Source organism: Cupriavidus sp. GW821-FHT07C08 (assembly GCF_059419025.1).
On the sequence record NZ_JBWKQZ010000018.1, the window covers coordinates 1 to 25,498 of the forward strand.

At 68.2% G+C, this 25,498-nt stretch carries 18 protein-coding genes and 1 rRNA gene; 4 read left to right on the forward strand and 15 right to left on the reverse strand.

Going from position 1 to position 25,498, the window contains the following annotated elements:
* Positions 1–166: 166 nt before the first annotated feature.
* A 5S ribosomal RNA gene (gene rrf, locus AC07UK_RS21645) occupies positions 167–279 on the forward strand.
* Positions 280–341: 62 nt separating this feature from the next.
* Here rrf and AC07UK_RS21650 read toward each other — a convergent pair.
* The 8 genes from AC07UK_RS21650 to AC07UK_RS21685 form a co-directional block, all read right to left on the reverse strand.
* A complete protein-coding gene (locus tag AC07UK_RS21650; protein WP_436223879.1) occupies positions 342–1,520 on the reverse strand; it encodes an MFS transporter in 1,179 nt (392 codons plus the stop codon).
* A 281-nt stretch (positions 1,521–1,801) separates the two neighbouring features.
* Positions 1,802–2,809 carry a tripartite tricarboxylate transporter substrate-binding protein gene (locus tag AC07UK_RS21655; RefSeq protein ID WP_436223878.1) on the reverse strand — a complete coding sequence of 336 codons (1,008 nt, stop codon included), beginning with the start codon at positions 2,807–2,809 and terminating at the stop codon, positions 1,802–1,804.
* Between the two features lie 174 nt (positions 2,810–2,983).
* Positions 2,984–5,713 (reverse strand): molybdopterin-dependent oxidoreductase, encoded by a 2,730-nt coding sequence (locus tag AC07UK_RS21660; protein WP_436223877.1) that lies wholly within the window; start codon positions 5,711–5,713, stop codon positions 2,984–2,986.
* Positions 5,714–5,758: 45 nt separating this feature from the next.
* On the reverse strand, positions 5,759–7,000 hold the full coding sequence (locus tag AC07UK_RS21665; RefSeq protein WP_436223876.1) for an NAD(P)/FAD-dependent oxidoreductase: 1,242 nt from the start codon (positions 6,998–7,000) through the stop codon (positions 5,759–5,761).
* 58 nt (positions 7,001–7,058) lie between these two features.
* Positions 7,059–7,442 (reverse strand): nitrite reductase small subunit NirD, encoded by a 384-nt coding sequence (gene nirD, locus AC07UK_RS21670; protein WP_436223875.1) that lies wholly within the window; start codon positions 7,440–7,442, stop codon positions 7,059–7,061.
* A gap of 26 nt (positions 7,443–7,468) precedes the next feature.
* The gene (nirB, locus tag AC07UK_RS21675; RefSeq protein ID WP_436223874.1) at positions 7,469–10,030 is read right to left on the reverse strand and encodes a nitrite reductase large subunit NirB; all 2,562 of its coding nucleotides are present in this window, start codon (positions 10,028–10,030) and stop codon (positions 7,469–7,471) included.
* A gap of 65 nt (positions 10,031–10,095) precedes the next feature.
* Positions 10,096–11,415 (reverse strand): MFS transporter, encoded by a 1,320-nt coding sequence (locus tag AC07UK_RS21680; RefSeq protein ID WP_436223873.1) that lies wholly within the window; start codon positions 11,413–11,415, stop codon positions 10,096–10,098.
* A gap of 320 nt (positions 11,416–11,735) precedes the next feature.
* Positions 11,736–12,221: a winged helix-turn-helix transcriptional regulator gene (locus AC07UK_RS21685; protein WP_436223872.1), complete on the reverse strand. Its 486-nt coding sequence runs from the start codon at positions 12,219–12,221 to the stop codon at positions 11,736–11,738.
* A 78-nt stretch (positions 12,222–12,299) separates the two neighbouring features.
* Here AC07UK_RS21685 and AC07UK_RS21690 point away from each other — a divergent pair, with 78 nt between their 5' ends.
* The gene (locus AC07UK_RS21690; RefSeq protein ID WP_436223871.1) at positions 12,300–12,881 is read left to right on the forward strand and encodes a GNAT family N-acetyltransferase; all 582 of its coding nucleotides are present in this window, start codon (positions 12,300–12,302) and stop codon (positions 12,879–12,881) included.
* Between the two features lie 9 nt (positions 12,882–12,890).
* Here AC07UK_RS21690 and AC07UK_RS21695 read toward each other — a convergent pair whose 3' ends face one another.
* Both AC07UK_RS21695 and AC07UK_RS21700 read right to left on the reverse strand, forming a co-directional pair.
* Positions 12,891–13,766, reverse strand: coding sequence for an EamA family transporter (locus AC07UK_RS21695; RefSeq protein ID WP_436223870.1), 876 nt, complete (start codon positions 13,764–13,766; stop codon positions 12,891–12,893).
* 131 nt (positions 13,767–13,897) lie between these two features.
* The gene (locus AC07UK_RS21700) at positions 13,898–14,320 is read right to left on the reverse strand and encodes a Fur family transcriptional regulator (RefSeq protein WP_494686423.1); all 423 of its coding nucleotides are present in this window, start codon (positions 14,318–14,320) and stop codon (positions 13,898–13,900) included.
* A gap of 99 nt (positions 14,321–14,419) precedes the next feature.
* On the opposite strand from AC07UK_RS21700, the gene AC07UK_RS21705 reads away from it, so the two are divergent.
* Both AC07UK_RS21705 and AC07UK_RS21710 read left to right on the forward strand, forming a co-directional pair.
* A complete protein-coding gene (locus AC07UK_RS21705) occupies positions 14,420–16,603 on the forward strand; it encodes a TonB-dependent siderophore receptor (protein ID WP_494686424.1) in 2,184 nt (727 codons plus the stop codon).
* A gap of 2 nt (positions 16,604–16,605) precedes the next feature.
* Positions 16,606–16,893 (forward strand): hypothetical protein, encoded by a 288-nt coding sequence (locus tag AC07UK_RS21710; protein WP_436223867.1) that lies wholly within the window; start codon positions 16,606–16,608, stop codon positions 16,891–16,893.
* 28 nt (positions 16,894–16,921) lie between these two features.
* Here AC07UK_RS21710 and AC07UK_RS21715 read toward each other — a convergent pair whose 3' ends face one another.
* From AC07UK_RS21715 to AC07UK_RS21735, 5 genes are all read right to left on the reverse strand, one after another.
* On the reverse strand, positions 16,922–18,709 hold the full coding sequence (locus AC07UK_RS21715; protein ID WP_436223866.1) for an efflux transporter outer membrane subunit: 1,788 nt from the start codon (positions 18,707–18,709) through the stop codon (positions 16,922–16,924).
* Positions 18,710–18,748: 39 nt separating this feature from the next.
* Positions 18,749–20,710: a glycosyltransferase gene (locus tag AC07UK_RS21720; RefSeq protein WP_436223865.1), complete on the reverse strand. Its 1,962-nt coding sequence runs from the start codon at positions 20,708–20,710 to the stop codon at positions 18,749–18,751.
* A 2-nt stretch (positions 20,711–20,712) separates the two neighbouring features.
* A complete protein-coding gene (locus tag AC07UK_RS21725) occupies positions 20,713–22,059 on the reverse strand; it encodes a hypothetical protein (protein ID WP_436223864.1) in 1,347 nt (448 codons plus the stop codon).
* A gap of 27 nt (positions 22,060–22,086) precedes the next feature.
* Positions 22,087–23,478, reverse strand: coding sequence for an HlyD family secretion protein (locus AC07UK_RS21730; protein WP_436223863.1), 1,392 nt, complete (start codon positions 23,476–23,478; stop codon positions 22,087–22,089).
* Between the two features lie 516 nt (positions 23,479–23,994).
* The gene (locus AC07UK_RS21735; RefSeq protein WP_436223862.1) at positions 23,995–25,461 is read right to left on the reverse strand and encodes an MFS transporter; all 1,467 of its coding nucleotides are present in this window, start codon (positions 25,459–25,461) and stop codon (positions 23,995–23,997) included.
* Positions 25,462–25,498: the final 37 nt, after the last annotated feature.

Consider the following 25,498-nt stretch of genomic DNA (forward strand, 5'->3'; position numbering starts at 1 on the left):
GCGCAGTAATGCGTTAAGCTAACCAGTACTAATTGCCCGTAAGGCTTGATCCTATAACCAGTGTGTTTTGCCTGGTGAGTCGATCGCCTTGTGCCAGATACGCACAACCCCAACTACATCCCTATTCGCAGCGTTGACCTCAACCTCAGCGCTGCAACCCCTTATGCCTGGTGACCATAGCGAGCTGGAACCACCCCTTCCCATCCCGAACAGGTCCGTGAAACAGCTCCGCGCCGATGATAGTGCGGATACCCGTGTGAAAGTAGGTCATCGCCAGGCTCTTATACCGCAGAACCCCCAGCCCCAAAGGCTGGGGGTTTTTGCTTTGGCGCGGCGGAATATCACACCCGCGCCCCTCGTGCCGTCATCAGCCGGTCCGCAACAGTCAGCGCAACGCCGGCCAGGCAGCAGCCTCCAACCAGCAATGCGGCTGGCACTGTACCGTGCACTGCCAGTGAACCGGCCGCGACCGGCATCAGCATCAGCACAGCCAAGTTGTTGAAGCTTTCCGAGATGGCCAGAACCTGTCCCTTTGCCGCGGCAGCCCGCCGAGCCAGTATGGCGGTGCTCGATGGCGCCGCGATGCCGATTGCCGCGCCCCATGCCAGCAGGCAGACAAGCGACCCGGGCAACCCCAAGATGGCTGCCGTGAACAGGGTCATGGCCACGGTGACAAGCGCGGTGGCCAACATCAGAACACTTTCCTCGCGCGCGAAGCACTGGCTGGCACGTCCTGCCAGCAGATTGCCGACGGCCATGCCGAGGCCGAACACCGACAGTGTCGCGCCGATGCCGGCCACGTCGAGCCCGTAACGCAGCCGCAGCACTTCCCCCGCCAGTACATAGCCCGCCAGTACATAGCCCGCGACGGCGCTTCCATTCCAGGCGCCTTTCGCGATCAATGGCAGCAGAATGCCTGAAGATGTTTGGGCGTTCCTGAATTTTTCCTGGGAATCGCCGCTACGCGGGAAATTGCGCGGAAGTACGTGGCAGCCGGCAAGAAAGGCTGCCAGGCAACCACCGGCGGTGACAAGGAAGGGTGCGCGCCAGCCGAATCCATCGGCCAGCACCCCAGCCACTGCCGGGCCTGCGGCAATGCCAGCGGTCATGCCCAGCATGACGCCGCCCATGGCGCCGGCCTGCCGTGCCGGAGGAACCAGATCTGCGATCAATGCGAAGACGGTGGGAATCGTGGCCGCGGCAGCGAGCCCGCCGAGGATACGCAATGCCATGGCGACATGCAGCGTAGGCGCGAGCGTAAGGGCAATGCCATCCAGCGCGAACAGCAGCAATGCAGTCAGCAGCACGCGGCGCCGTCCTGCACGATCGGAGAACCAACCCATCAGCGGCGCGGCGACGGCATAGGAAAGGGCATAGGCGGAGACCAGTCCTGATGCGCGTGCCGGGGTGGTGGCAAAGGCGTCTGCAAGTGGCGCCAGCATCGGTGACAGCATGAATTCGGCAGCGCCGACCATGCACACGGCGAGGGCAAGCACGGGCAGCAGGCAGGGAAATGCCATGGGGGAAGCCTCCTCGGACTTCAACATTGAGGGAACGTGGCGATACCGGCCGAGGCGCGCAAAACGCGACGCAACAAGACGGCATCACCGCCTAACAGTGGGTAAATCCGGAAAGTGAATGCACCGCTGAGTCGGGCGCGAAGAGGCGGTGCGAGCTGGCACCGGGTACGGCGAGAATGGGCGATCCAGAAAGATCGCCGAGAAGTCGGGGACGATTCTATCGTATTGCCAGCAATTAGGGCCACCGGTTCCTGGCACCGGCGGCATGACCGATAAGAGGCTTAATCGGCTTCGATCTGCATCGACTTCAGCAGCGGCTGCCACTTGTCGCTTTCAGCCTTGAGCAGCGTGCGCAGGCCTTCCGGCGTCTGCTTGTCGACCGGCACGATTTCCGCGCCCAGGCCATCGAGCTTCTTGATCACCACGGGATCTTGCAGCCCCTTCTGCAGGGCCTTGGTCAGCCGCGCCACCACAGCGGGCGACGTGCCCTTGGGCGCGTAGATGCCATGCCAGACCTTGACGTCAAAGCCCTTGAGACCGCCTTCCTGCAGCGTTGGCGCACTGGGCAGCGCCTTGATCCGCGCCGGCGTGGTCACGCCGAACAGGCGTACGCGGTCGGCCTGGATATGCGGCAGCGTGGCCGTGGTCTGGTCGCACAGCAGGTCGACCTGGCCGCCCAGCAGCGCGGTCAGCGCGGGGCCGGCGCCCTGGTAAGGGATCGCATTGAGCTTTACGTGGACCGATTGCTCGAACAGCACGCCGCATAGCTGCGACACGGCGCCCAACCCGGCATTGGCCAGCGACACCTTGTCCTTGTTCTGCGTCACGTAGCGGATCAGTTCCGGCACGGTCTTGGCTGGCAGGTCCTTGCGGCCCATCAGGGTCATCGGCACGTCCGCCACCTGGCCGACATACTCGAAGTCCTTCAGCGGCGTGTAGGACAGCTTCTTGTACAGTGCCGGCGCGGTCGCCATGCCGTTATGGTGGATCAGCAGCGTATAGCCGTCCGCCTGTGCGCGGGCGACAAAGGCGGCAGCCACAGTGCCGCCGGCGCCGGTGCGGTTTTCCACCACCACGCTCTGGCCGAGATCCTGCGACATCGCCTGCGCCAGTGTGCGTGCCACGACATCGGTCGGGCCGCCGGCGGAGTAGGGGACGACCAGCGTGATCGGCTTGCCGGGGTAGGCGTCAGCCGCCGCCGCACCGCTTGTGCCAGCCAGCGCCGAAGCCATCACCATCACGCCCGCCAGCCATCGTGGCGCGGCGTGCAAATCCTTCGCATCCTTCATTGCTGTCTCCAGATTGGTGCCGCACCGTGAGTCCGGGGCGGCTTGTCGGGGGTGCGCGGCTAGCATGGGGGCATGCCGCGGCGACCACAATCTGGTTCTCGTGAAGGGTGCCTAATCCCTGATGAAAGATCAGGCCGGCTGGCTGCTAACCCGGTTGCCTCGCTACCGCACCGCTCAGGCGACTTCGGCCACGCGCACTTCCACCAGCAGCTTTTTCAGTTCCGGCACGCACGAGCCGCAGTTGCCGCCGGCCTTGACGCAGGCGGTGATCTCCGCAGGCGTCTTCAGGTCGTGCTTGCGCACGGCGTCGCAGATGGTGTTGCGGCCCACGCCAAAGCACGAGCACACCGTCGGGCCGGTGTCGGCGCCTTTCTCCATCGGCTGGCCGAGCAGCAGGCCGATGCGGTCGGCGTCTTCCAGCCGCTCGCGGCCGAACAGGCCGGCGAGCCACGCGCGCGAGGGCAGCTCGGGCCGCGTCGACACGTAGACGCACGCTTCAAGCCGGTCGTTGACTACATAGCCCGCATGGTAGACGCCGGCGGTGCGGTCCTCGTACTCGAGCCAGTCGGCGTCCGGGTCGGTCACGCCGAGCAGCGCTCGGGCCCAGGCGGTGCGGTCGGCCACGGTGTCGCGGCCGGCGAATTCATAGCGCTGGAACTGTCGGCCCTGCACGCGCGTCCAGTAGGTCAGCGCTTCAGCAGGCAGCGCGCCGCGGCTCAGCACGAAGCCATGCCAGTTCACGCCGAATGGCTCCACGCGTACCGGCGTGTGCTTGAATTCGGGCTCGCCGGAAACGGGATCGACCACAGGATTGACCAGCGCGCCGACGCGTGCGTCAGAGCTGAACTGGCCGTTCCAGTGGATCGGCACGAACACGCTGCCGCGCGGGATGCCACCGCCATGGCGCACGCGTGCCACCATCGCGCCCCAGCGCGTGCTGACGCGCGCGAGCTTGCCTTCGCCCACGCCGGACAGCAGCGCGTCCTGCGGGTGCATGTCGACGAAGGGCTCGGGCAGGTGGTCGGCCAGCTTGGCCGACTTGCCGGTGCGCGTCATGGTGTGCCACTGGTCGCGCACGCGGCCGGTGTTGAGGATCAGCGGGAAATCGTCGTCGGGCGCGTGGGCCGGCGCGCGCGGCGGCGTGGCGACAAAGCGGGCCAGGCCGTCGGCATGGGCGTAGCGTCCGTCGGCAAACAGGCGCTGCGTGCCGGCGCCGGCCGGTGCGCCCGCGGGAAGCGGCCATTGCACGGGCTCCAGCGCGTCATAGTGCGCCTGGTCCAGCCCGACCAGCCCGCCGATGTCGAACACGCGCGGTGCGGCATCGTTGCGCCAGGCGCTCAGGCGCGCGTGCTCGTCGAAAATTTCATGCACGCCCGCATATTCGAAGCCGTCAAAGCCCATGCGGCGCGCGACGTCGCACAGGATCCGCCAGTCGGCGCGCGCCTCGCCAGGCGCGGGCAGGAAGGCTCGTTGACGGGAAATGCGCCGTTCCGAGTTGGTAACGGTGCCGTCTTTCTCGCCCCAGCCCAGCGCGGGCAGCAGCACGTGCGCAGCGGCGTTGGTGTCGGTGCGCTCGATGATGTCGCTGGTGACTACCAGTTCGCACCTGGCCAGCGCGCGGCGCACCTGGTCGGCGTCGGGCAGGCTCACCACGGGGTTGGTGGCGATCACCCAGACCGCCTTGACGCGGCCGGCTTCGATGGCCTCGAACAGTTCCACCGCCTTCAGGCCCGGGCGGTCGGCCACCACCGGCGATTGCCAGAAGCTCTGCACGACGTCGCGATGCAGCGGGTTGGCCAGTTCCATGTGCGCGGCCAGCATGTTGGCCAGGCCGCCGACCTCGCGCCCGCCCATTGCATTGGGCTGGCCGGTGAGCGAGAACGGTCCCATGCCCGGGGCGCCGATGCGGCCGGTCAGCAGGTGGCAGTTGATGATGCTGTTGACCTTGTCGGTGCCGGCCGACGACTGGTTGACGCCTTGCGAGAAGGCGGTCACGGTCTTTTCGGTCTGCGCGAACAGCTGGTAGAACGCCAGCACGTCCTGCACGTTCAGCTTGCAGGCGCGGGCCACGGCAGCGGGATCGGCGCAGGCCGCATCCGCGGCCTGCAGGGCTTCGTCCAGCCCCGCGGTGCTGGCGGCGACGAAGGCTGCGTTGGTGCGGCCTTCGCGCGCCAGGTAGCTCAGCAGCCCGTTGAACAGCCACACGTCGGTGCCCGGGCGGATGGCCAGGTGCAGGTCGGCCAGTTCGCAGGTGGCGGTGCGGCGCGGGTCGATCGCCACGATCTTCATGTCGGGGCGCGCTTCCTTGGCCTGGGACAGGCGCTGGAACAGGATCGGATGGCACCACGCGGTGTTGGAACCCACCAGCACCACCAGGTCGGCCAGTTCCAGGTCTTCGTAGTTGCCCGGCACCAGGTCTTCGCCGAAGGCGCGCTTGTGGCCGGCCACGGCCGACGACATGCACAGGCGCGAGTTGGTGTCGATATTGGCGCTGCCGATGAAGCCCTTCATCAGCTTGTTGGCGATGTAGTAGTCCTCGGTCAGCAGCTGGCCCGAGACATAGAGCGCGACCGAATCCGGGCCGTGGCGGCGGACGATGTCCGAGAAGCCTTGCGCTACGGTGTCCAGCGCATGGTCCCAGGAGACTTGCTGCAGCGAGCCATCGGTGCCGCGCACCTTGGGGTGGAGCAGGCGGCCTTCCAGGTCCACGGTTTCACCGAGCGCCGAGCCTTTCACGCACAGCCGGCCGTGATTGGACGGGTGCTGCGCGTCGCCCGCGATCTCGACCTGGCCGTCGGCACGCACGGTGGCGCGCACGCCGCAGCCGACGCCGCAGTACGGGCAGGTGGTGGCGGTGGTGGTGGTCAGTGTCGCCGAGACGACCGGGATGTCGGACAGGTTCACGCGTTCTCCGTGCGGGGGCGTTGTATAGCTTACTTACGGTGATGCTTATGCGGCGAGCGCTTCGCACTGCGCCTGACCGAACAGCAGGCGCTGGCGCAGCGCGCCCACCGGCGTGCGGCGCTGGATCATGTCGAAGTACCAGGGGCCGTCCTGCACGTCGCCGTACAGCACGGCGCCGACCAGATAACCGTCCTGCAGCACCAGGCGCTTGTAGACGCCGCGGCGCGGATCGCGCAGCACGAGGTCTTCACTGCCTTCGGCGCCGATGAAGTCGCCGGCGGAATACAGGTCGACGCCGGTCACTTTCAGTTTAGTCGCGGTGGCCTGCTGCACGTAACGGCGATGGCCGGCACCGGCGAGGTGCGCGGCGCACACGCGCGCCTGGTCCCAGATCGGCGCCACCAGGCCGAAGGTGGCCTGGCGATGCTGCACGCACTCGCCCACGGCGTAGATGCGCGGATCGTAGGTCTGCAGCGTGTCGTCGACGACGATGGCGCGCTCGCAGTGCAGGCCGGCGCCGGCCGCCAGCTCGATATTGGGGCGCACGCCCGCGGTCATCACCACCAGGTCGGCGGGGATCTCGCAGCCGTCCTTGAAGCGCACGCCGGTGACGCGGTCGGTGCCGAGGATCTCCGCGGTCTGCGCGCCCAGCAGGAAGCGCAGGCCCTTGCGTTCGAGCGCGCTCTGGAGCAGCGTGGCGGCGGGCTTGTCGAGCTGGCGCTCCATCAGGCTGTCGGGCAGGTGCACCACGGTCACGTCCATGCCCTGGCGCAGCAGCCCGTTGGCGGCCTCCAGGCCGAGCAGGCCGCCGCCGATCACCACCGCATGGCGGTGGTCGCGCGCGGCTTGCTGCATGGTCTCCACGTCCTGGATATCGCGGAAGGCGATCACGCCTTCGAGCTGGTGACCCGGCACCGGCAGGATGAAGGGCTTGGAGCCGGTGGCCAGCAGCAGGCGGTCGTAGCGCACTTCGCGCCCCGAGGCTGAACGCACGATGCGGCGCGGGCGGTCGATGGCCACCACCGGATCGCCGGCAAGCAGTTCGATGCCACGCTCGGTGTACCACTCGCGCGTATTCAGCATGATGTCCGCCACCGACTTTTCGCCGGCCAGCACCGGCGACAGCAGGATGCGGTTGTAGTTGCCGTGCGGCTCGGCCCCGAACACCGTGATGTCGTACAGGTCCGGGGCGAGCCTGAGCAGCTCCTCCACAGTGCGCATGCCGGCCATGCCGTTGCCGACGACGACCAGGCGCGGGCGGGCTTGGGGGTTGGCGGAAGGCGTCATGCCGGCATCTCCGTTGGCGTGGCTTGAGGACAGGGGGAACATCAAATGGGCGCCGGTGTCAGGCGGCGAGTTCTTCCTCGGCCTCGCTCACGGTCACGCCGGCGGCAATCCAGACCTTGCCGTCATAAACGCGTGCGGCGTAAGCGTTGACCGAATGCTCGGGGGCTTCCAGGCACTCGCCGGTGCGCAGGTCGAAGTGATGCTTGTAGATCGGCGAAGCCACCACCAGGCGCTCGCCCAGGTTGCCGACCAGCCCGCGCGACAGCACCGCGGCCTGCGAGTTGGGATCGAAGTTGTCGATGGCGTAGACCTCGTCGCCACGGCCGATGCGGAACACGGCGACCTGCTTGTCGTCCACCAGCGCGCACACACCAGTGTTGGGCACGATATCGCGTACGGTGCAGACGGCGGTCCAGGTCTCAGGATGGTGGGGATGGCTCATCACGTTCTCCTTGTTTGCGGGCACGGTCAGGCTGCTTTCGCGGGCATGGACACCACGGGAATGTGGCTCAGGCGGGAACGATGCAATTTCCGTTCCTCCGGCGTGGCCGGGCGGATCTGCCCGCGCTCTTCGATGAAGGCGACGTTGTCGTCGCGGCGGTCGCTGTTGACGAAGTGGCGGAAGCGCTTGCGTGTCTCGGGATCGGTCACGGCCTTCTTCCACTCGTCTTCGTAGGTGTCGACCACGTGCTGCATCTCGGCTTCCAGTTCGGCGGCGAGGCCCAGCTTGTCGTCCAGCACCACGGCCTTGAGGTAGTCCAGGCCGCCTTCCAGGTTGTCGCGCCAGACGCTGGTGCGCTGCAGGCGGTCGGCGGTGCGCACGTAGAACATCAGGAAGCGGTCGATGTAGCGCACCAGCGTGTCGTGGTCCAGGTCGCTGGCCAGCAGCTCTGCATGGCGCGGCTTCATGCCGCCGTTGCCGCACACGTACAGGTTCCAGCCCTTGTCCGTGGCGATCACGCCAACGTCCTTGCCCTGCGCCTCGGCGCATTCGCGGGTGCAGCCGGACACGCCGAACTTGATCTTGTGCGGTGCGCGCAGGCCCTTGTAGCGGTTCTCCAGCTCGATCGCCAGGCCCACTGAATCGCCCACGCCATAGCGGCACCACGTGGAGCCCACGCACGACTTCACGGTGCGCAGCGCCTTGCCGTAGGCATGGCCAGATTCAAAGCCGGCGGCGATCAGTTCTTCCCAGATGAAGGGCAGTTCCTCGGCGCGTGCACCAAAAAGATCCACGCGCTGGCCACCGGTGATCTTGGTGTACAGGCCATATTTCTTGGCGACCTGGCCGACCGCGATCAGGCCTTCGGGCGTGACTTCGCCGCCCGGCATGCGCGGCACCACCGAATAGGTGCCGTCCTTCTGGATGTTGGCCAGGTAGTAGTCGTTGGAGTCCTGCAGGCTGGCGTGCTCTTCCTTGAGCACGAACTCGTTCCAGCACGAGGCCAGGATGCTGCCCACCGCGGGCTTGCAGATGTCGCAGCCCATGCCCTTGCCGTGCGCTTCCAGCAGCGCGTCAAAGGTCTTGAACTTGCCAACGCGCACCAGGTGATACAGCTCCTGGCGCGAGTAGGGGAAGTGCTCGCAGAGATGGTTGTTGACGGCCATCCCTTGCTTCTTCATCTCGGCCTTCATGATCTGCGTGACCAGCGGCACGCAGCCGCCGCAGGCGGTGCCGGCCTTGGTGCAGGTCTTGAGCGCGCCGATGCTGGTGGCGCCGTCGCACACGGCCGCGCAGATCTCGCTCTTGGAGACGTTGTTGCACGAGCAGATCTGGGCAGTGTCGGGCAGGGCGTCGGCGCCCAGCGCGGGCCTGGCCTTGCCGCTGCTGTCGGGCAGGATCAGGAATTCGGGCGACTCGGGCAGCTCGATCTTGTTCAGCATCATCTGCAGCAGCGTGCCGTACTCGCTGGCGTCGCCGATCAGCACGCCGCCCAGCAGGTACTTGCCGCAGTCGGACACCACCAGCTTCTTGTAGACCTCCTTGCGGTCGTCGCAGAACTGGTAGAAGCGCGCGCCCGGCACAGTGCCGTGCGGGTCGCCGATGCTGGCCACGTCCACGCCCATCAGCTTGAGCTTGGTGCTCATGTCGGCGCCGGCAAACTCGGCGGCTTCGCCCTGCAGGTGGCGCGCGGCGACGCGGGCCATGTCATAGCCCGGCGCCACCAGGCCGTAGATCTTGCCTTGCCACAGCGCGCATTCGCCGATGGCGTAGATGTCGGGGTCCGAGGTGAGGCACTGGTTGTCCACCACGATGCCGCCGCGCTCGCCCACCGCCAGGCCACTGGTGCGCGCCAGTTCGTCGCGCGGGCGGATGCCGGCCGAGAACACGATCATGTCGGTGTCGAGGTGGGTGCCGTCGGCAAACACCATGCGGTGGGTGCCGTCTTCGCCGTCGATGATCTCCACCGTGTTCTTGCCGGTATGCGCGGTCACGCCCAGGCCATGGATCTTCTGGCGCAGCATGCGGCCGCCGCCTTCGTCGACCTGCACCGCCATCAGGCGCGGCGCAAACTCCACCACGTGCGTCTGCAGGTCCATGTCGCGCAGCGCCTTGGCGCACTCCAGGCCGAGCAAACCACCGCCAACCACCACGCCGGTCTTCGAGCGCGCACCGCATTCGCGCATCGCTTCCAGGTCTTCGATGGTGCGATAGACAAAGCAGTCCTTGCGGTCCTTGCCCGGCACCGGCGGCACGAAGGGGTAGGAGCCGGTGGCCAGGATCAGCTTGTCATAGGAGAGGGTCTCGCCGGTCGACACCTTCACCGTGCGCGCGGCGCGGTCGATCTCCACCGCACGCGCGTTCAGGCGCAGCAGCATGTTGTTGTGCTGCTCGAAGAAGCCGGCAGGCACCAGCGACAGGTCCTCGGCTGACTTGCCGGCGAAGAATTCGGACAGGTGCACGCGATCGTAGGCGGGACGCGGTTCTTCGCACAGCACGGTCACTTCCACGTTCTGCGCGCCGGCTTCCGCCAGGCATTCCAGGAACTTGTGACCCACCATGCCGTGGCCGACGATGATCAGTTTCATGATGCTTTCCTTGTCCGGTAGTCAGTCTTTGCTGCTTGTTGTGCTGTGGGGGCGATGCTTCAAAATCAGTTGGCCAGCGCGCTGTCGTACAGCGCCTGCTCCTGGGCCTTGTGCTCGGCGCTGAAGCGGATGGCGATGGCGCACAGTGCGGCGATGGTGGCGAGCACGCCCAGCACCGTCAGCGTGTGCTGCAGGTCGCCCAGGCCCTTGAGCAGGAAGCCCGCGGCGACGGCGCCCACGTTGCCGCCCGCGCCGATGATGCCGGCTACGCCGCCCAGCGCCTTGCGGTCGATAAAGGGCACCAGGGCGTAGGTCGCGCCGCAGGCCATGTGGGTGAACAGGCCGAACAGCAGCATCGCGACCACGGCCAGCGTCACGTTGCCGGCCTGCGCGAACCACAGCAGGCCCAGGCCTTCGCCCAGGATCAGCACGAACAGCAGCGTGGCGCGTGCGTCCAGGCCGCGGCGGCGCGCCGCCTTGTCCGACAGCCAGCCACCCAGGGCGCGGGCAAACAGCGCCAGCAGGCCAAAGCTCGCGGCGGCCATGCCGGCGGCCTTCAGGCTCAGGCCAAAGCGGTCCACGTAATACGAGGCGGCGATGTTGTGGATGAAGATCTCAACGCCGAAGCAGGCGCCGTAGGTGATGAACAGCAGCCACACGCGATAGTTGGCGCTGGCGGCGCGGAAGCTGGCCCAGCCGCCGCCCTTGCCGCCGTCCTTGCCGGTGATGGCGATGCCGCGGGCGCGCAGGTCCGAGTAGTTGCCTTCCGGGCAGTCCTGGGTGAAGCGCCAGTAAATGACGGCCATGATCAGCATCAGCACGCCCGGCACCAGCAGGGCGAAGCGCCAGCCGAACGCGTGGTCGGCGCCGAGCATCAGCACGGCAGCCAGCAGCAGCGGCATGATGGCCTGCGCGGCGCCGCCGCCGGCATTGCCCCAGCCGGCCGCGGCCGCGTTGGCGGTGCCGACCACGTTGGGCGCGAACATCACCGAGGTGTGGTACTGCGTGATCACAAAGCTGGCGCCGACTGCGCCGATCAGCAGGCGGAAGGTCAGGAAGGTCTCGTAGTTCTGCGCCAGCGCCACGCCCAGCACCGGCAGCGCGCCCAGCGCCAGCAGGCCGGTATAGGTCTTGCGCGGGCCGAAGCGGTCGCACATCGGGCCGATCACCAGGCGCACCAGGATGGTCACCGCCACCGCCGCGATATTGATGTTGGCGATCTGGCCCGGGGTCAGGCCGAACTCGCCCTTCAGTACCGGCATCAGCGGGGCGCAGGCAAACCACGCAAAGAAGCAGACGAAGAACGCCATCCAGGTCAGGTGGAAGGCGCGCATCTGCGGGGTCTTAAAGCTCAGCAGCTCGATGCGGGTGGCTTTGGCGGTCATCGTCCTTGGCTCCAAAAAACAAATGGCGTCCCGCAGACCAGGCCGCTCAGGCCTAGTTCAGGGGACGCCGTTGTCCTGACAGCCACTACATGGGATAGGGGCTGCGTATGTGGGGTGGGCCGGTCGCCGTTGACGGGCCCGTACCCTGTTACGCAAGGGGTGTGCCAGGCCGGTATGTGACGGTGAGTGGGGGTTTGTTGCGCTGAGGTGCGGCGAAGTGATGCCGGGATGCGCTGTGGTGGGGCGGCCGCCGGGCTGGCAGCACACTCATGGTGCAGTGCGGTGGGCTGCGCTGGTGCGGTGCAATACCGCGGTCGGTGCTACTGGTCCGAAGCCGGCGACTGGGCGTTGACGGGGACGATCCGCATATCGCGCGGCGATACTTCCGCGCCGTCCTCGTCGACCAGTGCCGCGCGCACCAGCTTGCCGCTGGCGCGCGAGCGGATCTGCACCGGGCCTTCGCCGGACGGGGCCATGTGGCTGTCGCCCCACTGCATCAGGCCGACCAGCACCGGCAGCAACTCCACGGCGGCGCGGGTGGGGCGGTATTCGGAGCGTTCGCGCTCGCCAGGCTCGCGGTAGCCGACCTTGCGCAGCAGACCGGCGTCGGTCAGCGTCTTCAGGCGAGCGGACAGCACCGCGGGCGAGCATTCCAGCCGGCGCAGGAAGTCGTCGAAGCGCGTCACGCCGTGGAAGACGTCGCGCAGGATCAGGATTGTCCACTTTTCGCCGATCAGCGACAGCGTGGCGGCAATCGAGCAGTGGCGGAGGTCAGACGCATTGGGGGTCATGATGCGGGCAAGCATAGCATGCTGACTTCATTTGCAAAAGTCAGGTTATCTCCTATACTCTGACTACAAAGTTTGAATCCAGATGGTGCCAGGATGGATGATCAAAGCGAAGCCCGCACGGGCAAGGCGGAAAGCTGGATGGTGGGACGGGGCGTGCAGGTCACGCTGCGCCGCACGCGGCCACAGGATGGCGGGGCGCTGCGCGCGCTGGTGGACGGTCTCTCGCGTGAAAGCCGCTACTTCCGGTTCCTGAGCGGCGGGCGCGTGGTGGACCAGATTGTCGACGGCCTGGCCGCGCCAGGACCTGGCGGGGTGGCGCTGGTGGTAGAGGCGCCCGACGACGAGGGCATATCAGCCATTGTCGCCAGTGCGGAATACGTGGTGTCCGGGCAGGTCGGGGAATTTGCCGTGGTCGTTGCCGACGGCTGGCAAGGGCAGGGACTGGGGCGGCGCCTGATCGCCAGGCTGTGCGAGCTGGCCCGCGCGGCCGGCCTGCGCACCCTGCGCGGCGACGTGCTCAGCGAGAATCGCCGCATGCTGGCCATCCTGCGCGGCCTCGGCTTTGCCAGCCGCCGCAATCCGGAGGACAGCTACCTGCATGAAGTCACGCTGGCGCTTGGCCAGCCGGCGCGCAGCGAGCTGCGGCTGCCGGCGGACTGGTTCAGCGCGCCCTGATCCCAGCGGTCAACCGGCTTCGCGCTTGCCGCGCGAGGTCATGGTGCAGCCGACCGAGGCCGTGATGATGCTGGCAATCGCCAGCCATTGCAGCGCGCTCAGCTGTTCATGCAGGAACGCCAGCCCGGCCAGCGCGCCCATCGCCGGCTCCATGCTCAGCAGGATGCCGAAGGTGCGCCGGTGCAGGCGCTTGAGCGCCACCATCTCCAGCGAATAGGGAATCGCGCTCGACAGGATGCCCACCGCCAGCCCGAACAGCAGCAGCGTCGGGCTGAACATCGCGGTGCCCGCATGCGCCAGCCCGAACGGCAGCACCACCAGGGCCGCCATGGTCAGCCCCAGCGAGGTGGCCTGCCCGCCGTGGGCGTTGCCCGCCATCTGCCCGAACACGATATACAGCGCCCAGCCCACGCCCGCGGCCAGCGCATAGCCGATGCCCACCGGATCGAGCGTGCCGGCGGCATCGCCCACCGGCAGCAACAGCAGCAGCCCGGCCACGGCAAATCCAATCCACAGGAAATCGATCGCGCGCCGCGACGACAGCACCGCGACCGCCAGCGGCCCGGTGAACTCGATCGCGATCGCCAGCCCCAGCGGGATGGTGCGCAGCGACATGTAGAACAGCAGGTTGGTCGCGCCCAGCGCCGCACCGTACAGCGCGATCGCGCGCGCGTTGGCCCGCGTCAGCGGGATGCGCCACGGGCGCCAGACGCACAGCAGGATCAGCGCCGAGAAACTCACCCGCAGCGCCGTGGTGCCCTGTGCCCCAAGCGCCGAGAACAGGCTCTTGGCAAACGAGGTGCCGATGCACAGCGAAGCCATCGAGCCGGTCAGGGCCAGCACGGCGATCAGGGTCGAGCGACGGTGGGCGGCGGTTTGCGGCAATTTGGAAATCCTGTTTGATGGCGTGGCCTGTGCAATGCTGCCGCATCATGCGGCAAGCACGGCGCAAGCGCCATATACAGGTGTGGACCAGTGGCTCAGTACAGTTGGCCGTGCCCCGAGCACGCCGCTGTTCAGTGGTCCAGAGCCGCCGCCTTGCGCCGCTTGCCGGACTTGCTGGCGCAGTCCGGGCAACGCCCCAGCAGCGTCAGCTCGTGGTGCTCCACCTCGAAGCCCGGCGGCGTGATGTCTTCCATATGCCCGGGGCACCCTTCCAGCGGAAATACGCGATCGCACGTCAGGCACTGGAAGTAGTGGCGGTGCGTCACGGCACCGGGTTCGTCCGCCAGTTCATAGCGGTCGGGCTGGCCCGGCAGTTCCACCGCATGCACCTGCGCATCGTCCAGCAGGGTGCGGATGTTGCGATAGACCGTGGCCAGACCCAGGGACGGCACCTGGCGCTGGGCCGCGGCCAGGATCTCGGCCGGGCTCAGGGGCCGGCCGGCTTCGCGCAGCGCGTCGATGACGGCGCCGCGTTGACGGGTCATGCGTTCCATGCCTAAAGTCTTAATGAGAAATTATTATCATTAGTGAGTCGCTGCGGTTTGCCAGTCGGATGGCCGCCGCCGCGACTCGTTTTTATTGGGGTGTTCCTTATGCTGCTTGCGCAGCCCAGCCGTGCCCGGCACCGCATGCCGTTTTCGTTCCTGCCTGCTGTACCAGACTTGCGCCCGGTCCAGGCGCGCTCATTGCGGCCGGTGGCCGCCCTGATGCTGGCGATGTCCGGTCTGGCCGAGGCGGCGGATACCGCCGAGGCCTCCGATATTACGCTGCCGGCGGTGTCGGTGGTCGGCACGGCCTCCGCATCATACAACCCGCCCGACGCCTCCGGCGCCACCCGCACCGACACGCCGCTGCGCGAAATTCCGCAGTCAGTGCGCGTGGTGCCGCGCGCCATGCTGGACGACATTGCCGCGACCCGTTTCGACCAGACCTTCGACTATGTCAGCGGCATCGCGCGCCAGAACAACTTCGGCGGGCTGTGGGACAACTTCGCCATGCGCGGCTTCACCGGCCATGAGAACACCGGCGCGGGCTACCTGGTCAACGGCTTTGCCGCCAACCGCGGCTATACCGCGCCGATGGACGCGGCCACCATCGAGCGCGTGGAAGTGCTCAAGGGTCCGACGTCATCGCTGTACGGCACCAGCGAGCCGGGCGGCACCTTCAACGTGGTCACGCGCCAGCCGCAGTTCCGGCCCGCGCAGCGCTATGGCTTCGAGCTTGGCACGCGCGACGGCTATCGTGTCACCGTCGACGTCACCGGCCCGCTCGGCGAGAACGTGGCCGGCCGGCTGATCGCCGTGGCCGACCACCAGGGCAGCACGCGCGACTACATCAACAGCCAGCGCTACCTGGTGGCGCCGTCGTTCACCTGGACGCTCGGTAACGACACCGTGCTGCAGTACGCGGCTGAATTCCAGCGCTACACCACGCCGATGGACCGCGGCGTGGTGGCCGTCAACGGCCAGCTGGGGCGCATCCCGCGCTCGCGCTTCCTGGGCGAGCCCGGCGACGGCGACATGCGGCTGGACAGCCAGTCGCACCAGCTCAGCGTGGAGCACCAGTTCAATCCAAACTGGAAGGGCAGGCTCGGCCTGTCGTATCGCGGCGGCGCACTGACGGGGCACAGCAGCGAGGCGGCTTCACTGGCCGCCGATGGCCGCACGCTCTGGCGCCAGCGCCGCTACCGCGACTTCCAGTCGGACGATGTCTCGCTGCAGGCCAGCGTGACCGGCAAGTTCAGCACTGGCCCGGTCGGGCATGAGCTGCTGATGGGGGTGGATGCCTACCGCTTCGGCAATACCATGGCGATCCTGCGCAAGAACCCCAGCGCCGCGGCGCCGTACGCGATAGACATCTACGAGCCGGCCTACGGCCAGCCGGCGCCGCCGATGCTGTGGAACATGGACACGTACGAGCGCCAGCGCAATCTCGGCGCCTACGCGCAGGACCAGCTGAGCCTCGGCGAGCGCTGGCGCGTGCTGGCCGGCGTGCGCTTCGACGTCTTCGACCAGTCGCTGGACAACCACCTGCGCGGCACGCGCACCACGCAGCACCAGGACGCGGTGTCGCCGCGCGTGGGCGTGAGCTACCTGGCCAGCCAGAACGTGTCGCTGTTTGCCAATGCCAGCCAGTCATTCCGCCCCAATGCCGGCGCCGACGCCGCGGGCCAGCCGTTCGACCCCGAGCGCGGCCGCGCCGTGGAGGCCGGCATCAAGTTCGACAGCGAGGACCGCCGCACCGGCGCCACGCTGGCCATCTTTGAGATCCGCAAGCGCAATGTGCTGGCCGCCGACCCGTCCGATCCGTCCTTCTATATCGCCGCCGGCGAAGCCCGCAGCCGCGGCCTGGAGCTGGACGTGGCCGGGCAGCTTGGCTCCCACTGGCGGGTGTCGGGCAGCTTTGCGCTGACCGATGCCGAGATCACGCAGGACACGCGACTTGCCGCCGGCACGCCGCTGTCCAACGTGCCGCGCACCAGCGGCAGCGTGCTGGCGGTGTACGAGGATGCCGCGCCGGTGGGCCAGCGCTATGGCGTTGGTGCCGGCCTGCGCTACGTGGGGCGGCGTACGGGCGATGTGCAGGACAGCTTCTCGCTGCCAGCCTATGTTCTGGTGGACCTGCATGGCTACTGGCAATACAGCCGCAACGTGCGCGTGTCGCTCAACGTGGGCAACCTGTTCGACAAGACCTATTACGCCAGCTCGTACAGCAGCCTGTGGATTGCGCCGGGCGCGGGCCGCACCGTGCGGCTGGGCGTGCAACTGAGCTATTGACGATGCTGCCAGCCAAGGCGCGCACTGCCGCGCCGCTGTCCTTTCCGACAGTCTTCCCTTCTGCCGCGGTCGCGCGGCCGGCCGGCGGCAGGCTCTACGTGCTGCAGGGGCTGTACCAGGCCTGCGTGCACCGCTGGGGCCTGAACAAGGGCAAGGTGTTCGGTCTCGACCACATCTGGCAGCTGTGGCTGGGGGCGGCCGTGCTGGCCCTGGCGCTGTGGCCGGCGGTGCGCTGGTTCGCGGCGCTGAAGGCAAGGCGGCGGGACTGGCGCTGGCTGAAGTACTTCTGACCAGCGCCTGGGTCCCGCACGCCCCGGCTCAGCGCGGCGTAGCCGCGACGGGTGCCGGCTGTGCCGCCGCCGGGGATTGCGCCGGAGCCTGGGGTTGCGCTACGGCCTGGGGCTGGGCTGCGGCCTGAGCCGGTGCCACGGCTTGCGGCTGTGCGGCGGCTTGAGGCTGCGCCACGGCCTGGGGCCGCGCTACGGCTTGAGGTTGCGCCACGGCTTGAGGCCGTGCTGCCGCCTGGGGCTGTGCCGCGGCTTGCGGCCGCGCGGCGGGTGCCTGGCGTGCGCCGCCATTGGTCGCCGGGGCGGCCTCGGTCACCTCGCGCCAGCCGCCGCCCAGCGACTTGTACAGCGATACGCGGCTGGTCAGGCCGGCCAGCTTGTACGTGATCAGCGCCTGCTGCGCGGTGTAGAGCTGGCGCTGCGCGTCGAACACGCCGAAGTAGTCGTCCACGCCGTTCTTGAAACGCATTTCCGACAGCCGCCGGGTCTCGCTGCCTTCGCGCACCAGGGCTTCCTGCGCCTGCACCTGGCGCTCATAGGTGGCGCGTGCCGCCATGCTGTCAGCGACCTCGCGGAACGCGGTCTGGATGGTCTTCTCGTAGTTGGCGACGTTGATGTCCTTGCGCACGTTGGCCGCATCCAGCCCGGCACGGTTGCGCCCGGCGTCGAAGATCGGCACGGTCAGCTGCGGCGCGAACACCCATGCCATGCCGCCGGAGAACAGCCCCGCCAGGCTGCTGCTGGCCACGCCCAGCGCGCCGGTCAGCGAGATGCGCGGGAAGAACGCCGCGCGCGCCGCGCCGATATTGGCATTGGCCGCCTTGAGGCGGTGCTCGGCGTTGAGGATGTCAGGCCGGCGCACCAGCACGCTGGACGGCAACCCTTCGGGGAACTCGCTCACCAGGGTGCGCGCGTCCAGCGGATCCTGCGCGGCCGCGTTGGCGTTGGCAGTTGCCGCGCCGGCATCGGTCACGGATTTCGGCAACGGGCCGCCGATCAGCAAGGACAGCGCGTTCTCATCCTGCGCCACCTGCCGCGTGTATTGCTCAACGCCCACCTGCGAGGTCTGCACCTGGGTTTGCGCGCGATGCTGGTCCAGTTGCGCCATCGCACCGGCTTGCCGCCCGCGCCGCACCATCTCTGCCGCGTCCTGCTGCGTCTTCAGCGTGTCCTGCGACAGCTTCAGCAGCGCGCGGTCGGCCAGCAGCGTCAGGTAGGCGTTGGCCACCTCGGACACCAGGCTGATCTGCGCGCTGCGGCGCGCTTCTTCCGTGGCCATGTATTCCTCGAGCGCGGCATGCTTGAGGCTGCGCACCCGGCCGAAGAAATCAAGCTCGAACGCGGTGAAGCCGATGCCCGCGTTGTAGGTGGTGATCTGCGGCGACTGGCCCGCCGCGCGCAGCCGTTGCGGCAGCCGCTGCGAGACCATGCCGGCATTGCCCTCCACCGTGGGGAATTGCGCCGCGCGCTCGATCTGGTACAGCGCGCGCGCTTCGTCGATGGCAAGCGTGGCCATGCGCAGGTCGCGGTTGTTGGCCAGCGCCAGTTCGATCAGCTGGCGCAGTTGCGGGTCGACGAAAACATCGCGCCATCCCAGGTCCGCGGCCGAAGGGCCGGCGGGTTGGGCCGGCTGGCCCGGCTGTGCCGCACCGGCCTGCGGGGTGCGGTAGGCAGCGCCCTCCGGCCACGCCGACGGGACCGGCGCGTCGGGGCGCTGGTATTGCGGTTCGAGCGAGCAGGCCGCAAGGGCCAGCACGAGCGCGGCGGGCAGCAGCAGGCGCGGCGGGGGCAGGGTACAGGGGCGTGGCAAGCTTCGCATGGATGGTTCCGGAGAGTGGGGATTGTTATCTGGCATGGTTCAGCCCAGCAGCGCGCGCCGCACAAAGCGCGACAGCGCCAGCTTGGGCCGCCCCTGCCGGGCGATGTTGTGTGCGGGATCGGTGAACAGCAGCCGGATCAGCGCGTGGCGCGCCGCCATGCCGGCGTTCAGGGCAATGCCCAGCAACTGGCCGTCGCGGCGCACCACGCGGCACGGGATCCAGCCGGTCTGCGCCAGCCACAGCGCGCCCTCGGTGCCGGCGGGGATGGCCGGCGCCAGCGGCGTGGTGACGGCAACGCCGTTGCAGGACAGGTCCCTGGTGGTCACGCGGTATTCCTTGCCATCCACGCGCAGCAGCGCCGCCGCGCGGTGCGGGAAGCGCTCTTCCTTGCGCGGGCGCGGCAGTTCCACGCAGACCAGCAGCGAGGCCAGGTACAGCATCAGCGCCACCCCGGTCCAGATGGTGTTGAAGGCGAGTCCTTGCGCATCGGGGTCCACCACCAGGGCGCGGCCCAGTCCCAGCGCGGAGAAGCCCAGCAACCCCGCGTACAGCGCAACGAACTTGCCGTGGATCACGAGCTTGGAGCGGTCCAGCCCCTTGTTCGTCACCTTGAATGGCCGCCCGAATGGCTTGAACATCGCGCTCACCAGCGACGCGGTAACGGCCAGCGCCGCCACGATCTGCGTGACTTCGGTGAAGATCGGCAGCGCGCGCTGGCCGGTGATCCAGATGCTGTACGCCCAGTACGCCACCAGCGCCGGCAGGCCGTAGGCGAGGAACTGCAGCGGCTCGCCGTACAGCGTGGAGACGCCGAGGTACCAGTACAGCAGCGGTCCTGCCAGCAGCATCAGCGTGAATGGCCGCGACAGCCAGTGCAGCAGGCCGTGCACATAGTGCAGCCGCTGCATCCCGGTGTAGCCGCGCCCGCGCAGCGGACCGTCCGCGGTCAGCGCCACCTGGATCGTGCCCAGCCCCCAGCGGCTGCGCTGGCTGATGTACTCGGGCAGGCCTTCGGCGGACAGCCCAACGCTCAGGCGCTCATTGAGCCAGCGCGTGATATAGCCGTGCGGCAGCAGCCGGTAGGTCAGGTGGATGTCCTCGGTCACCGTGCCGGTGGGGAAGCCGCCGATCAGGTCGATCAAATCGCGCCGCACCACGAACGAGGTGCCGATGCAGAACGCCGCGCCCCAGGCGTCCTTGGCCGGCTGCATCACGTCGAAGAAGGCGCGTTGCTCATCGACCCAGCATTCGGTGGCGCGCAGGTTGTACTGGATTGGATCCGCGTTGTAGTAGAACTGGGGCGTCTGCACCACGCCCACGCGCGCATCGCTGAACAGGCCCACGGTGCGCAGCAGGATATTGCGATGCGGCGCGAAGTCGGCGTCCAGCACCAGGATGTAGGGCGCGCCGCCGGCCGCGGCGCTGTGGCGCAGGCCGTTGTTGAGATTGCCGGCCTTGGCGTGGGCATTGTCCGGGCGTGTCACGTAGTGCGCGCCGACGCGTTCGCAGAACTCGCGCAGCCAGTCGCGGCGGGTGTCGTCCAGCACCCAGACGCGGAAGTCGGGGTAGTCGATCGCCAGCGCCGAGACAATGGTCTTCTCCAGGATGTCCAGGCCTTCGTTGTAGGTGGCGATGAAGATGTCCACCGGCGGCACCTGCTTGGCGCGGCGCAAGGCGGCCTCGCCCGCGTCGGCGTCGGGGGTGTGGTTGCTGGTGCGCGCCAGCACCACGATCGACAGCAGCGTATAGGTCAGCGTCATGCATTCGAAGGCAAAGAACACATGGGCCCATACGCTGGCGAAGGTCATCTGCCAGTCCGGCAGCGTTTCGCGGATGCGCCAGGTCAGGTACACCGCCAGCAGCAAGGCGGCGACGCCGCCGAACAGCACGCGGTCCGCCGGCCGGTCATGCCGGCACAGCATCGAGAGCAGCACCATCGCCAGCAGCACGCCGCCGTTGATGACCAGCAGCGTCTGGTTTTCCAGGAAGAGGGCGAACATCGTCAGTCCTTGGTGGTGTTGGTGCTTGCATTGGCCGGCGCGGCCGCAATGGCCGGAGGCGGGCAGGACGGTTCCAGGCATCCGCCCGGACGGAAGGGGTTCCAGCGCGCCGCGGCCAGCACGGCCCATGCGGTGGCGCCCAGGTGGGGCAGGTGGAAGTAGTGGAAGTCCTCCGTGGTCGAGGTGGGCCCGATCGACAGCCCGGTGCTGATGCGTGCCTCGGGCGTGGCGTAGAGCATCCCGGACGGCGCCCGCTGCGACAGCAGCAGCTGCCACAGTGGCTGCGCCTGTTGCGCCTGCCCGGCGGCTTGCAGCACCAGCGCGGCCTGCCCGGTGCCTTCGGTCCAGATGCCGTCGGGGCCGCCTTTGAAGCCATAGCCTGGGCCGGCGCGGTGCTTGGCCTCCACCCACGCCAGGTTGCGGCGCCAGTCCTGCGGCGGGTCCGGGATCGCAATCAGCGGCCACAGCACCGCATCCAGCGCGGACGGGCCGGCGTTTGGCGCGCGGCCATCGTCGCGCGTGCCGATGATGAAGCGGCCCTCGCGCGCCTGCCACATGGCGCCGACAAAGCCGCGCGAGCGCGCCGCGCCATCGCGCCAGCGCGCATCATTGCGCTGGCTGGCGAGCCAGCTGAAGGCGGCGTAGGTATCGACGTTGTGCTCGGTGGACTTCCAGCCCTGGCGGGTCTGCTTCGGCTCATGGCCGAAGAAGCCGCCGATATAGCCGGCGGGCGCGCCGGTGTCGGGCACGGTGGCATGCACCCAGCCCATCAGCGCGGCGGCTCCATCCAGGTAGCGCGCATCGCGCGTGGCGTCATGCACGGCCAGCAGCAGCAGCGCGGCCCAGGCCACGTTGCCGGTGGCGGTGCCGGCCTGGTAGGCATCTTCAAACCAGCGCTTGCTGGGTTCGTCCCACCAGCCTGGCAGCGGCACCGGGCCAGCCGGCAGCGGGCCGGCGCGGTAGGCGTTGCGCAGGCGCGCATCGCGGAAGTGGCGGTCCTGGCGGGTCGCCTGCAGCACGGCGTCGGCAATGCGGCGCGCTTCGGCGGGACGCTTGCAGGCCACCAGCGCGATGCCGGCCAGCGCGTTGTCGTAGACGAAGGCGGCATTGCGCAGCGCCGGGGCCAGAGGCTCGCCGCCCGGCGCGGGTTCATAGCTGGCGAGGAAGACGGGGCCGTTGCCGCTTTCACGGCTGACGCGCTCGGCCAGCGTCTTGCAGCCGTCGGCCAGCAGCGTCTGCTGGGCAGGCTCGGCAGCGCGCGTCGCGCATGGCGCCAGCGCGAGCACGGCGGGAAGCAGCGCGCCGGCAACCAGGCGGGGCAGGCGTGCAGTCGGGATCGGCAGTCGCATCCGGGTCTCCTTTGCCTGCGTCGGCGGTTATGTCAGCGATGCCCGCAGCTGGCCCAGCCAGCTCTGGTTCAGCGTCACGCGCGCCCAGCGGCCCATGCCGCAATGGCCGGACTGGCTTGGCCCTGCCGCTGCCCCTGCCGCTGCCCGTGTTGCTGTCCCTGAGGCAGCAGCCTTGCCCGGCACGTTGTCCAGCGGGCGGTCGAGCTTGGCGATCACGTAGATCTCGTTCTTCTCGATCGGCGGGAATGGCACGAAGTAACGCGCCTGGTCGCCGTCCGGCGCGCGCGGCAGCACCTCTGCCACCGATGCCGGCAACGCCGTGGGCACGCCGTCGACATGCACGTTCAGCCGTGCACCGGGCAGCAGGTTGTCGCTGAGGCTGCGCGGGAACACCGCCACCACGCGCGTCTGCGCGCAGTTGCTGGCGCGCGCCAGCGTGGCGCCGGCGGCCACGCGCATGCCAGGCTGCGCGATCAGGTCTTCGATGGTGCCGGGTTCGGTCGAGCGGATCTCCAGGTTCGAGAGCCGGTCGAGGCGTTCCTGTTCCGTGGCGATCATCTCGTCGACCGACTTGCCATAGGCCTCCAGTTGTTCCAGCTCTGCCGTCAGCTGTGCCGATTCCGCGCTCAGTACCTGGCGCCGCTGGGCCAGCGTGGCACTGGGGCCGTCGGTGGACGAGGCATAGACCTTGTTGCGCGCGGCCTCGCTCACGCCGACGGCGTTATCCAGCTCGGCCTTGGCCGCCGCCTTGGCATTGGAAAGCATCGACAGCTGGTAGCGCGAGGCATTGGTGTAGGCCTCGCTGACCGCCCCGGCCCACTGCATGTTCTGGTTGCGGTTGACCACTTCCTGCTGCTGGTCTTCCTGTGCCTTGGCCGATGCCAGGCGCGCCTCCAGCGCGCGTACGCGCGCCCCGTGCTCGCGTTGCGCAGCGCTGTTGTAGCGCTGCAGGTCCTGCTCGGTGGCGGCCATCAGCCGGCGGTTGCTTTCCAGCCGCGCCTTGGCAGAGTCATAGCGCTGCTGGTTGTCGAGCTTCTTGCCGGTCAGGTCGACCAGCAGCGAACGGTCGATGTTCGGGTTCTGCACGATCATCAGCGCCTGGTTGGCCGAGAACGGCTGGTCCGCGGCCACCATCTGCTTCATCACGATGCCTTCCACGGGAGACGTCACCAGGCTGACCGGGCTGTTCACCACGGCCCGCTCCGATGAGCGCGTAAACACATTTGGAAACATGATTGTCAGCACGGCCCAGATGATGAACAGCACCACGCCGTAGCCCGCCATGCGCGGCACGATGTGCCACAGCGGTACGGGAACGGGCTGCGGGCGTTGCACCAGGCCGTCGCCGTGGGGCTGGCGCAGCGTAGCCGGTGTCAGCGGGTGTTGTCTTGGTGGCGGATTATTGCGCTGGTCGCCCATGGTGTTGTTCTCCGGCAAGCAAAGTCAAAAAGCGTCCCCGCCGGCATGCACAGGGTGCAGGCCGGGCGAGCGAAATTCCAGGCAAGCGGGTAGCGTCGCGCAAGGGCTGTCGCGCGGTGCCCGGCTTGCATGTCCCCAATTCAGTTTGTTGTCTGCAGCACGCGCGATGTGGCCAGGCCGTATCGGCGCACCTTGCAATCGGGCCGACAAGCAGCCCATGGATTAGCCCGGCTTCATCCGGGCAGAGTTGAACAATGGCCAGTCAATGACCAAGAAGTGGCAGCCCGCTGACGCAAAGATTCATGCACTCAGGCCGCCGCGTGTGAGTTAAAGGCTAGTCAGTTGCCCCGTCCCTTGCTGTAAAAATGTGTAAGGGGAGGCTGTAGCACTGCTTAACACGGCGGTAACATGGCATGCGATGAACGACGAATGCAGCACACATTGACGGGGTGTTGACGCCGGTGAAGGCGTTGAGTCCGGCAGCGATGGCAGTTGCCCAGCGCTGCGGTGACGCGGCTAATCGTCGGCAGCGAGCGGCGGCGCGATGTGCTCCAGCGGCCGGCGTTCGGCGTCGATGCCGAAGCGCAACGCCAGCAGCCCGGCAACGATCACCAGCACCGCGCCGAAGCCGTAGCCTGCCGCCACGGCTTCGCGGCTGCCGCTTTCAATCAGCGCGCCCAGCAGCACCGGCGCGATAAAGCCGCCGGTGCCGGTGCCCACGGCATAGAACACCGAGATCGCCAGCGCGCGCATTTCCAGCGGGAATACTTCGCTGGCGGTCAGGTAGGCGGAACTGGCCGCGGCCGAGGCCAGAAAGAACACCGCTGACCAGCACAGCGCCTGGGCGCGCGCATCGAGCCAGCCTGCAACGAAGGCCCAGCCGGTCAGTGCCAGGCCGATGCCGGACAGCACGTAGGTGGCGCCAATCATGCGCCGGCGCCCGATATGGTCGAACAGCGGGCCAAGCAGCAGCGGTCCCAGGGCGTTGCCCAGCGCAAAGGGAAAGATATACAGCGCCACGCGCGCTTCCGGCACGGCATAGAAGCGCGTCAACACCAGCGCATAGGTGAAGAAGATCGCGTTGTAGAAGAAGGCTTGCGCCACCATCAGCGCCAGCGTGATCACGCTGCGGCGGCGGAAGCGCCGCAACAGCAGGCGCATGACTTCGCCCACGCCCGGCGCGGCGCGCCGGCGCATGGCCATCGCCACGCAATCGGGTGCCACCGGCGGCAGCGGGCCGTGGCGGGCGCGCACCTCGGCCTCGATCGCGGCGATCACGCGCTCGGCCTCTACCAGGCGGCCGTGAGTGGCAAGCCAGCGCGGGCTCTCCGGCACATGCCTGCGCACCAGCACGATTGCCACGGCCAGCACCGCGCCCAGCGCAAAGCAGACGCGCCAGCCCCAGACCGGGCCGAACACGCGCGCATCGAGCAGCACCAGGCTGAGCCCCGCGCCCAGCGCCGCGCCCAGCCAGAAGCTGCCGTTGATGGCCAGGTTGACGCGCCCGCGCACGCGCGCGGGGATCAGTTCGTCGATGGCGGAATTGATGGCCGCGTATTCGCCGCCGATGCCAAGGCCGGTGAAGAAGCGGCAGGCCGCAAAGAAGGCAAAGCCGGGTGAGAATGCGGTGGCCAGCGTCGCCACCATGTAGACCGCGAGCGTGGCCAGGAACAGCCGCTTGCGCCCGAGGCGGTCGGCCATGCGCCCGAACACCAGCGCCCCCAGCACCGCGCCGGCGATATACAGCGACCCCGACCAGCCCACCTGCGTCGCGGTCAGGCCAAGCGTATCGGGGCGCTCCAGCACGGCGCCGACCGAGCCCACCAGCGTGACTTCCAGGCCATCGAGCACCCAGGCAATGCCCAGCGCAATCGCCACGCGCCAGTGCCAGCGCGACCATGGCAGGCGGTCCAGCCGCCCGGGAATGTCGGTGCGGAATGCGGTGTCGACGGGAAGGCTGGCGAGGGCGGTATCGGTTGGCATCGCCAACCAGTATAGGAAACGGGCGCAAACGGGTGCC

Bases quoted from the DNA above. Each gene is read 5' to 3' on its own strand.
- AC07UK_RS21650 (WP_436223879.1), bottom strand. From the start codon at position 1,520: ATGGCATTTCCCTGCCTGCTGCCCGTGCTTGCCCTCGCCGTGTGCATG.
- AC07UK_RS21655 (WP_436223878.1), bottom strand. From the start codon at position 2,809: ATGAAGGATGCGAAGGATTTGCACGCCGCGCCACGATGGCTGGCGGGC.
- AC07UK_RS21665 (WP_436223876.1), bottom strand. From the start codon at position 7,000: ATGACGCCTTCCGCCAACCCCCAAGCCCGCCCGCGCCTGGTCGTCGTC.
- nirD (WP_436223875.1), bottom strand. From the start codon at position 7,442: ATGAGCCATCCCCACCATCCTGAGACCTGGACCGCCGTCTGCACCGTA.
- nirB (WP_436223874.1), bottom strand. From the start codon at position 10,030: ATGAAACTGATCATCGTCGGCCACGGCATGGTGGGTCACAAGTTCCTG.
- AC07UK_RS21680 (WP_436223873.1), bottom strand. From the start codon at position 11,415: ATGACCGCCAAAGCCACCCGCATCGAGCTGCTGAGCTTTAAGACCCCG.
- AC07UK_RS21685 (WP_436223872.1), bottom strand. From the start codon at position 12,221: ATGCTTGCCCGCATCATGACCCCCAATGCGTCTGACCTCCGCCACTGC.
- AC07UK_RS21690 (WP_436223871.1), top strand. From the start codon at position 12,300: ATGGATGATCAAAGCGAAGCCCGCACGGGCAAGGCGGAAAGCTGGATG.
- AC07UK_RS21700 (WP_494686423.1), bottom strand. From the start codon at position 14,320: ATGGAACGCATGACCCGTCAACGCGGCGCCGTCATCGACGCGCTGCGC.
- AC07UK_RS21705 (WP_494686424.1), top strand. From the start codon at position 14,420: ATGCTGCTTGCGCAGCCCAGCCGTGCCCGGCACCGCATGCCGTTTTCG.
- AC07UK_RS21710 (WP_436223867.1), top strand. From the start codon at position 16,606: ATGCTGCCAGCCAAGGCGCGCACTGCCGCGCCGCTGTCCTTTCCGACA.
- AC07UK_RS21715 (WP_436223866.1), bottom strand. From the start codon at position 18,709: ATGCGAAGCTTGCCACGCCCCTGTACCCTGCCCCCGCCGCGCCTGCTG.
- AC07UK_RS21720 (WP_436223865.1), bottom strand. From the start codon at position 20,710: ATGTTCGCCCTCTTCCTGGAAAACCAGACGCTGCTGGTCATCAACGGC.
- AC07UK_RS21725 (WP_436223864.1), bottom strand. From the start codon at position 22,059: ATGCGACTGCCGATCCCGACTGCACGCCTGCCCCGCCTGGTTGCCGGC.
- AC07UK_RS21730 (WP_436223863.1), bottom strand. From the start codon at position 23,478: ATGGGCGACCAGCGCAATAATCCGCCACCAAGACAACACCCGCTGACA.
- AC07UK_RS21735 (WP_436223862.1), bottom strand. From the start codon at position 25,461: ATGCCAACCGATACCGCCCTCGCCAGCCTTCCCGTCGACACCGCATTC.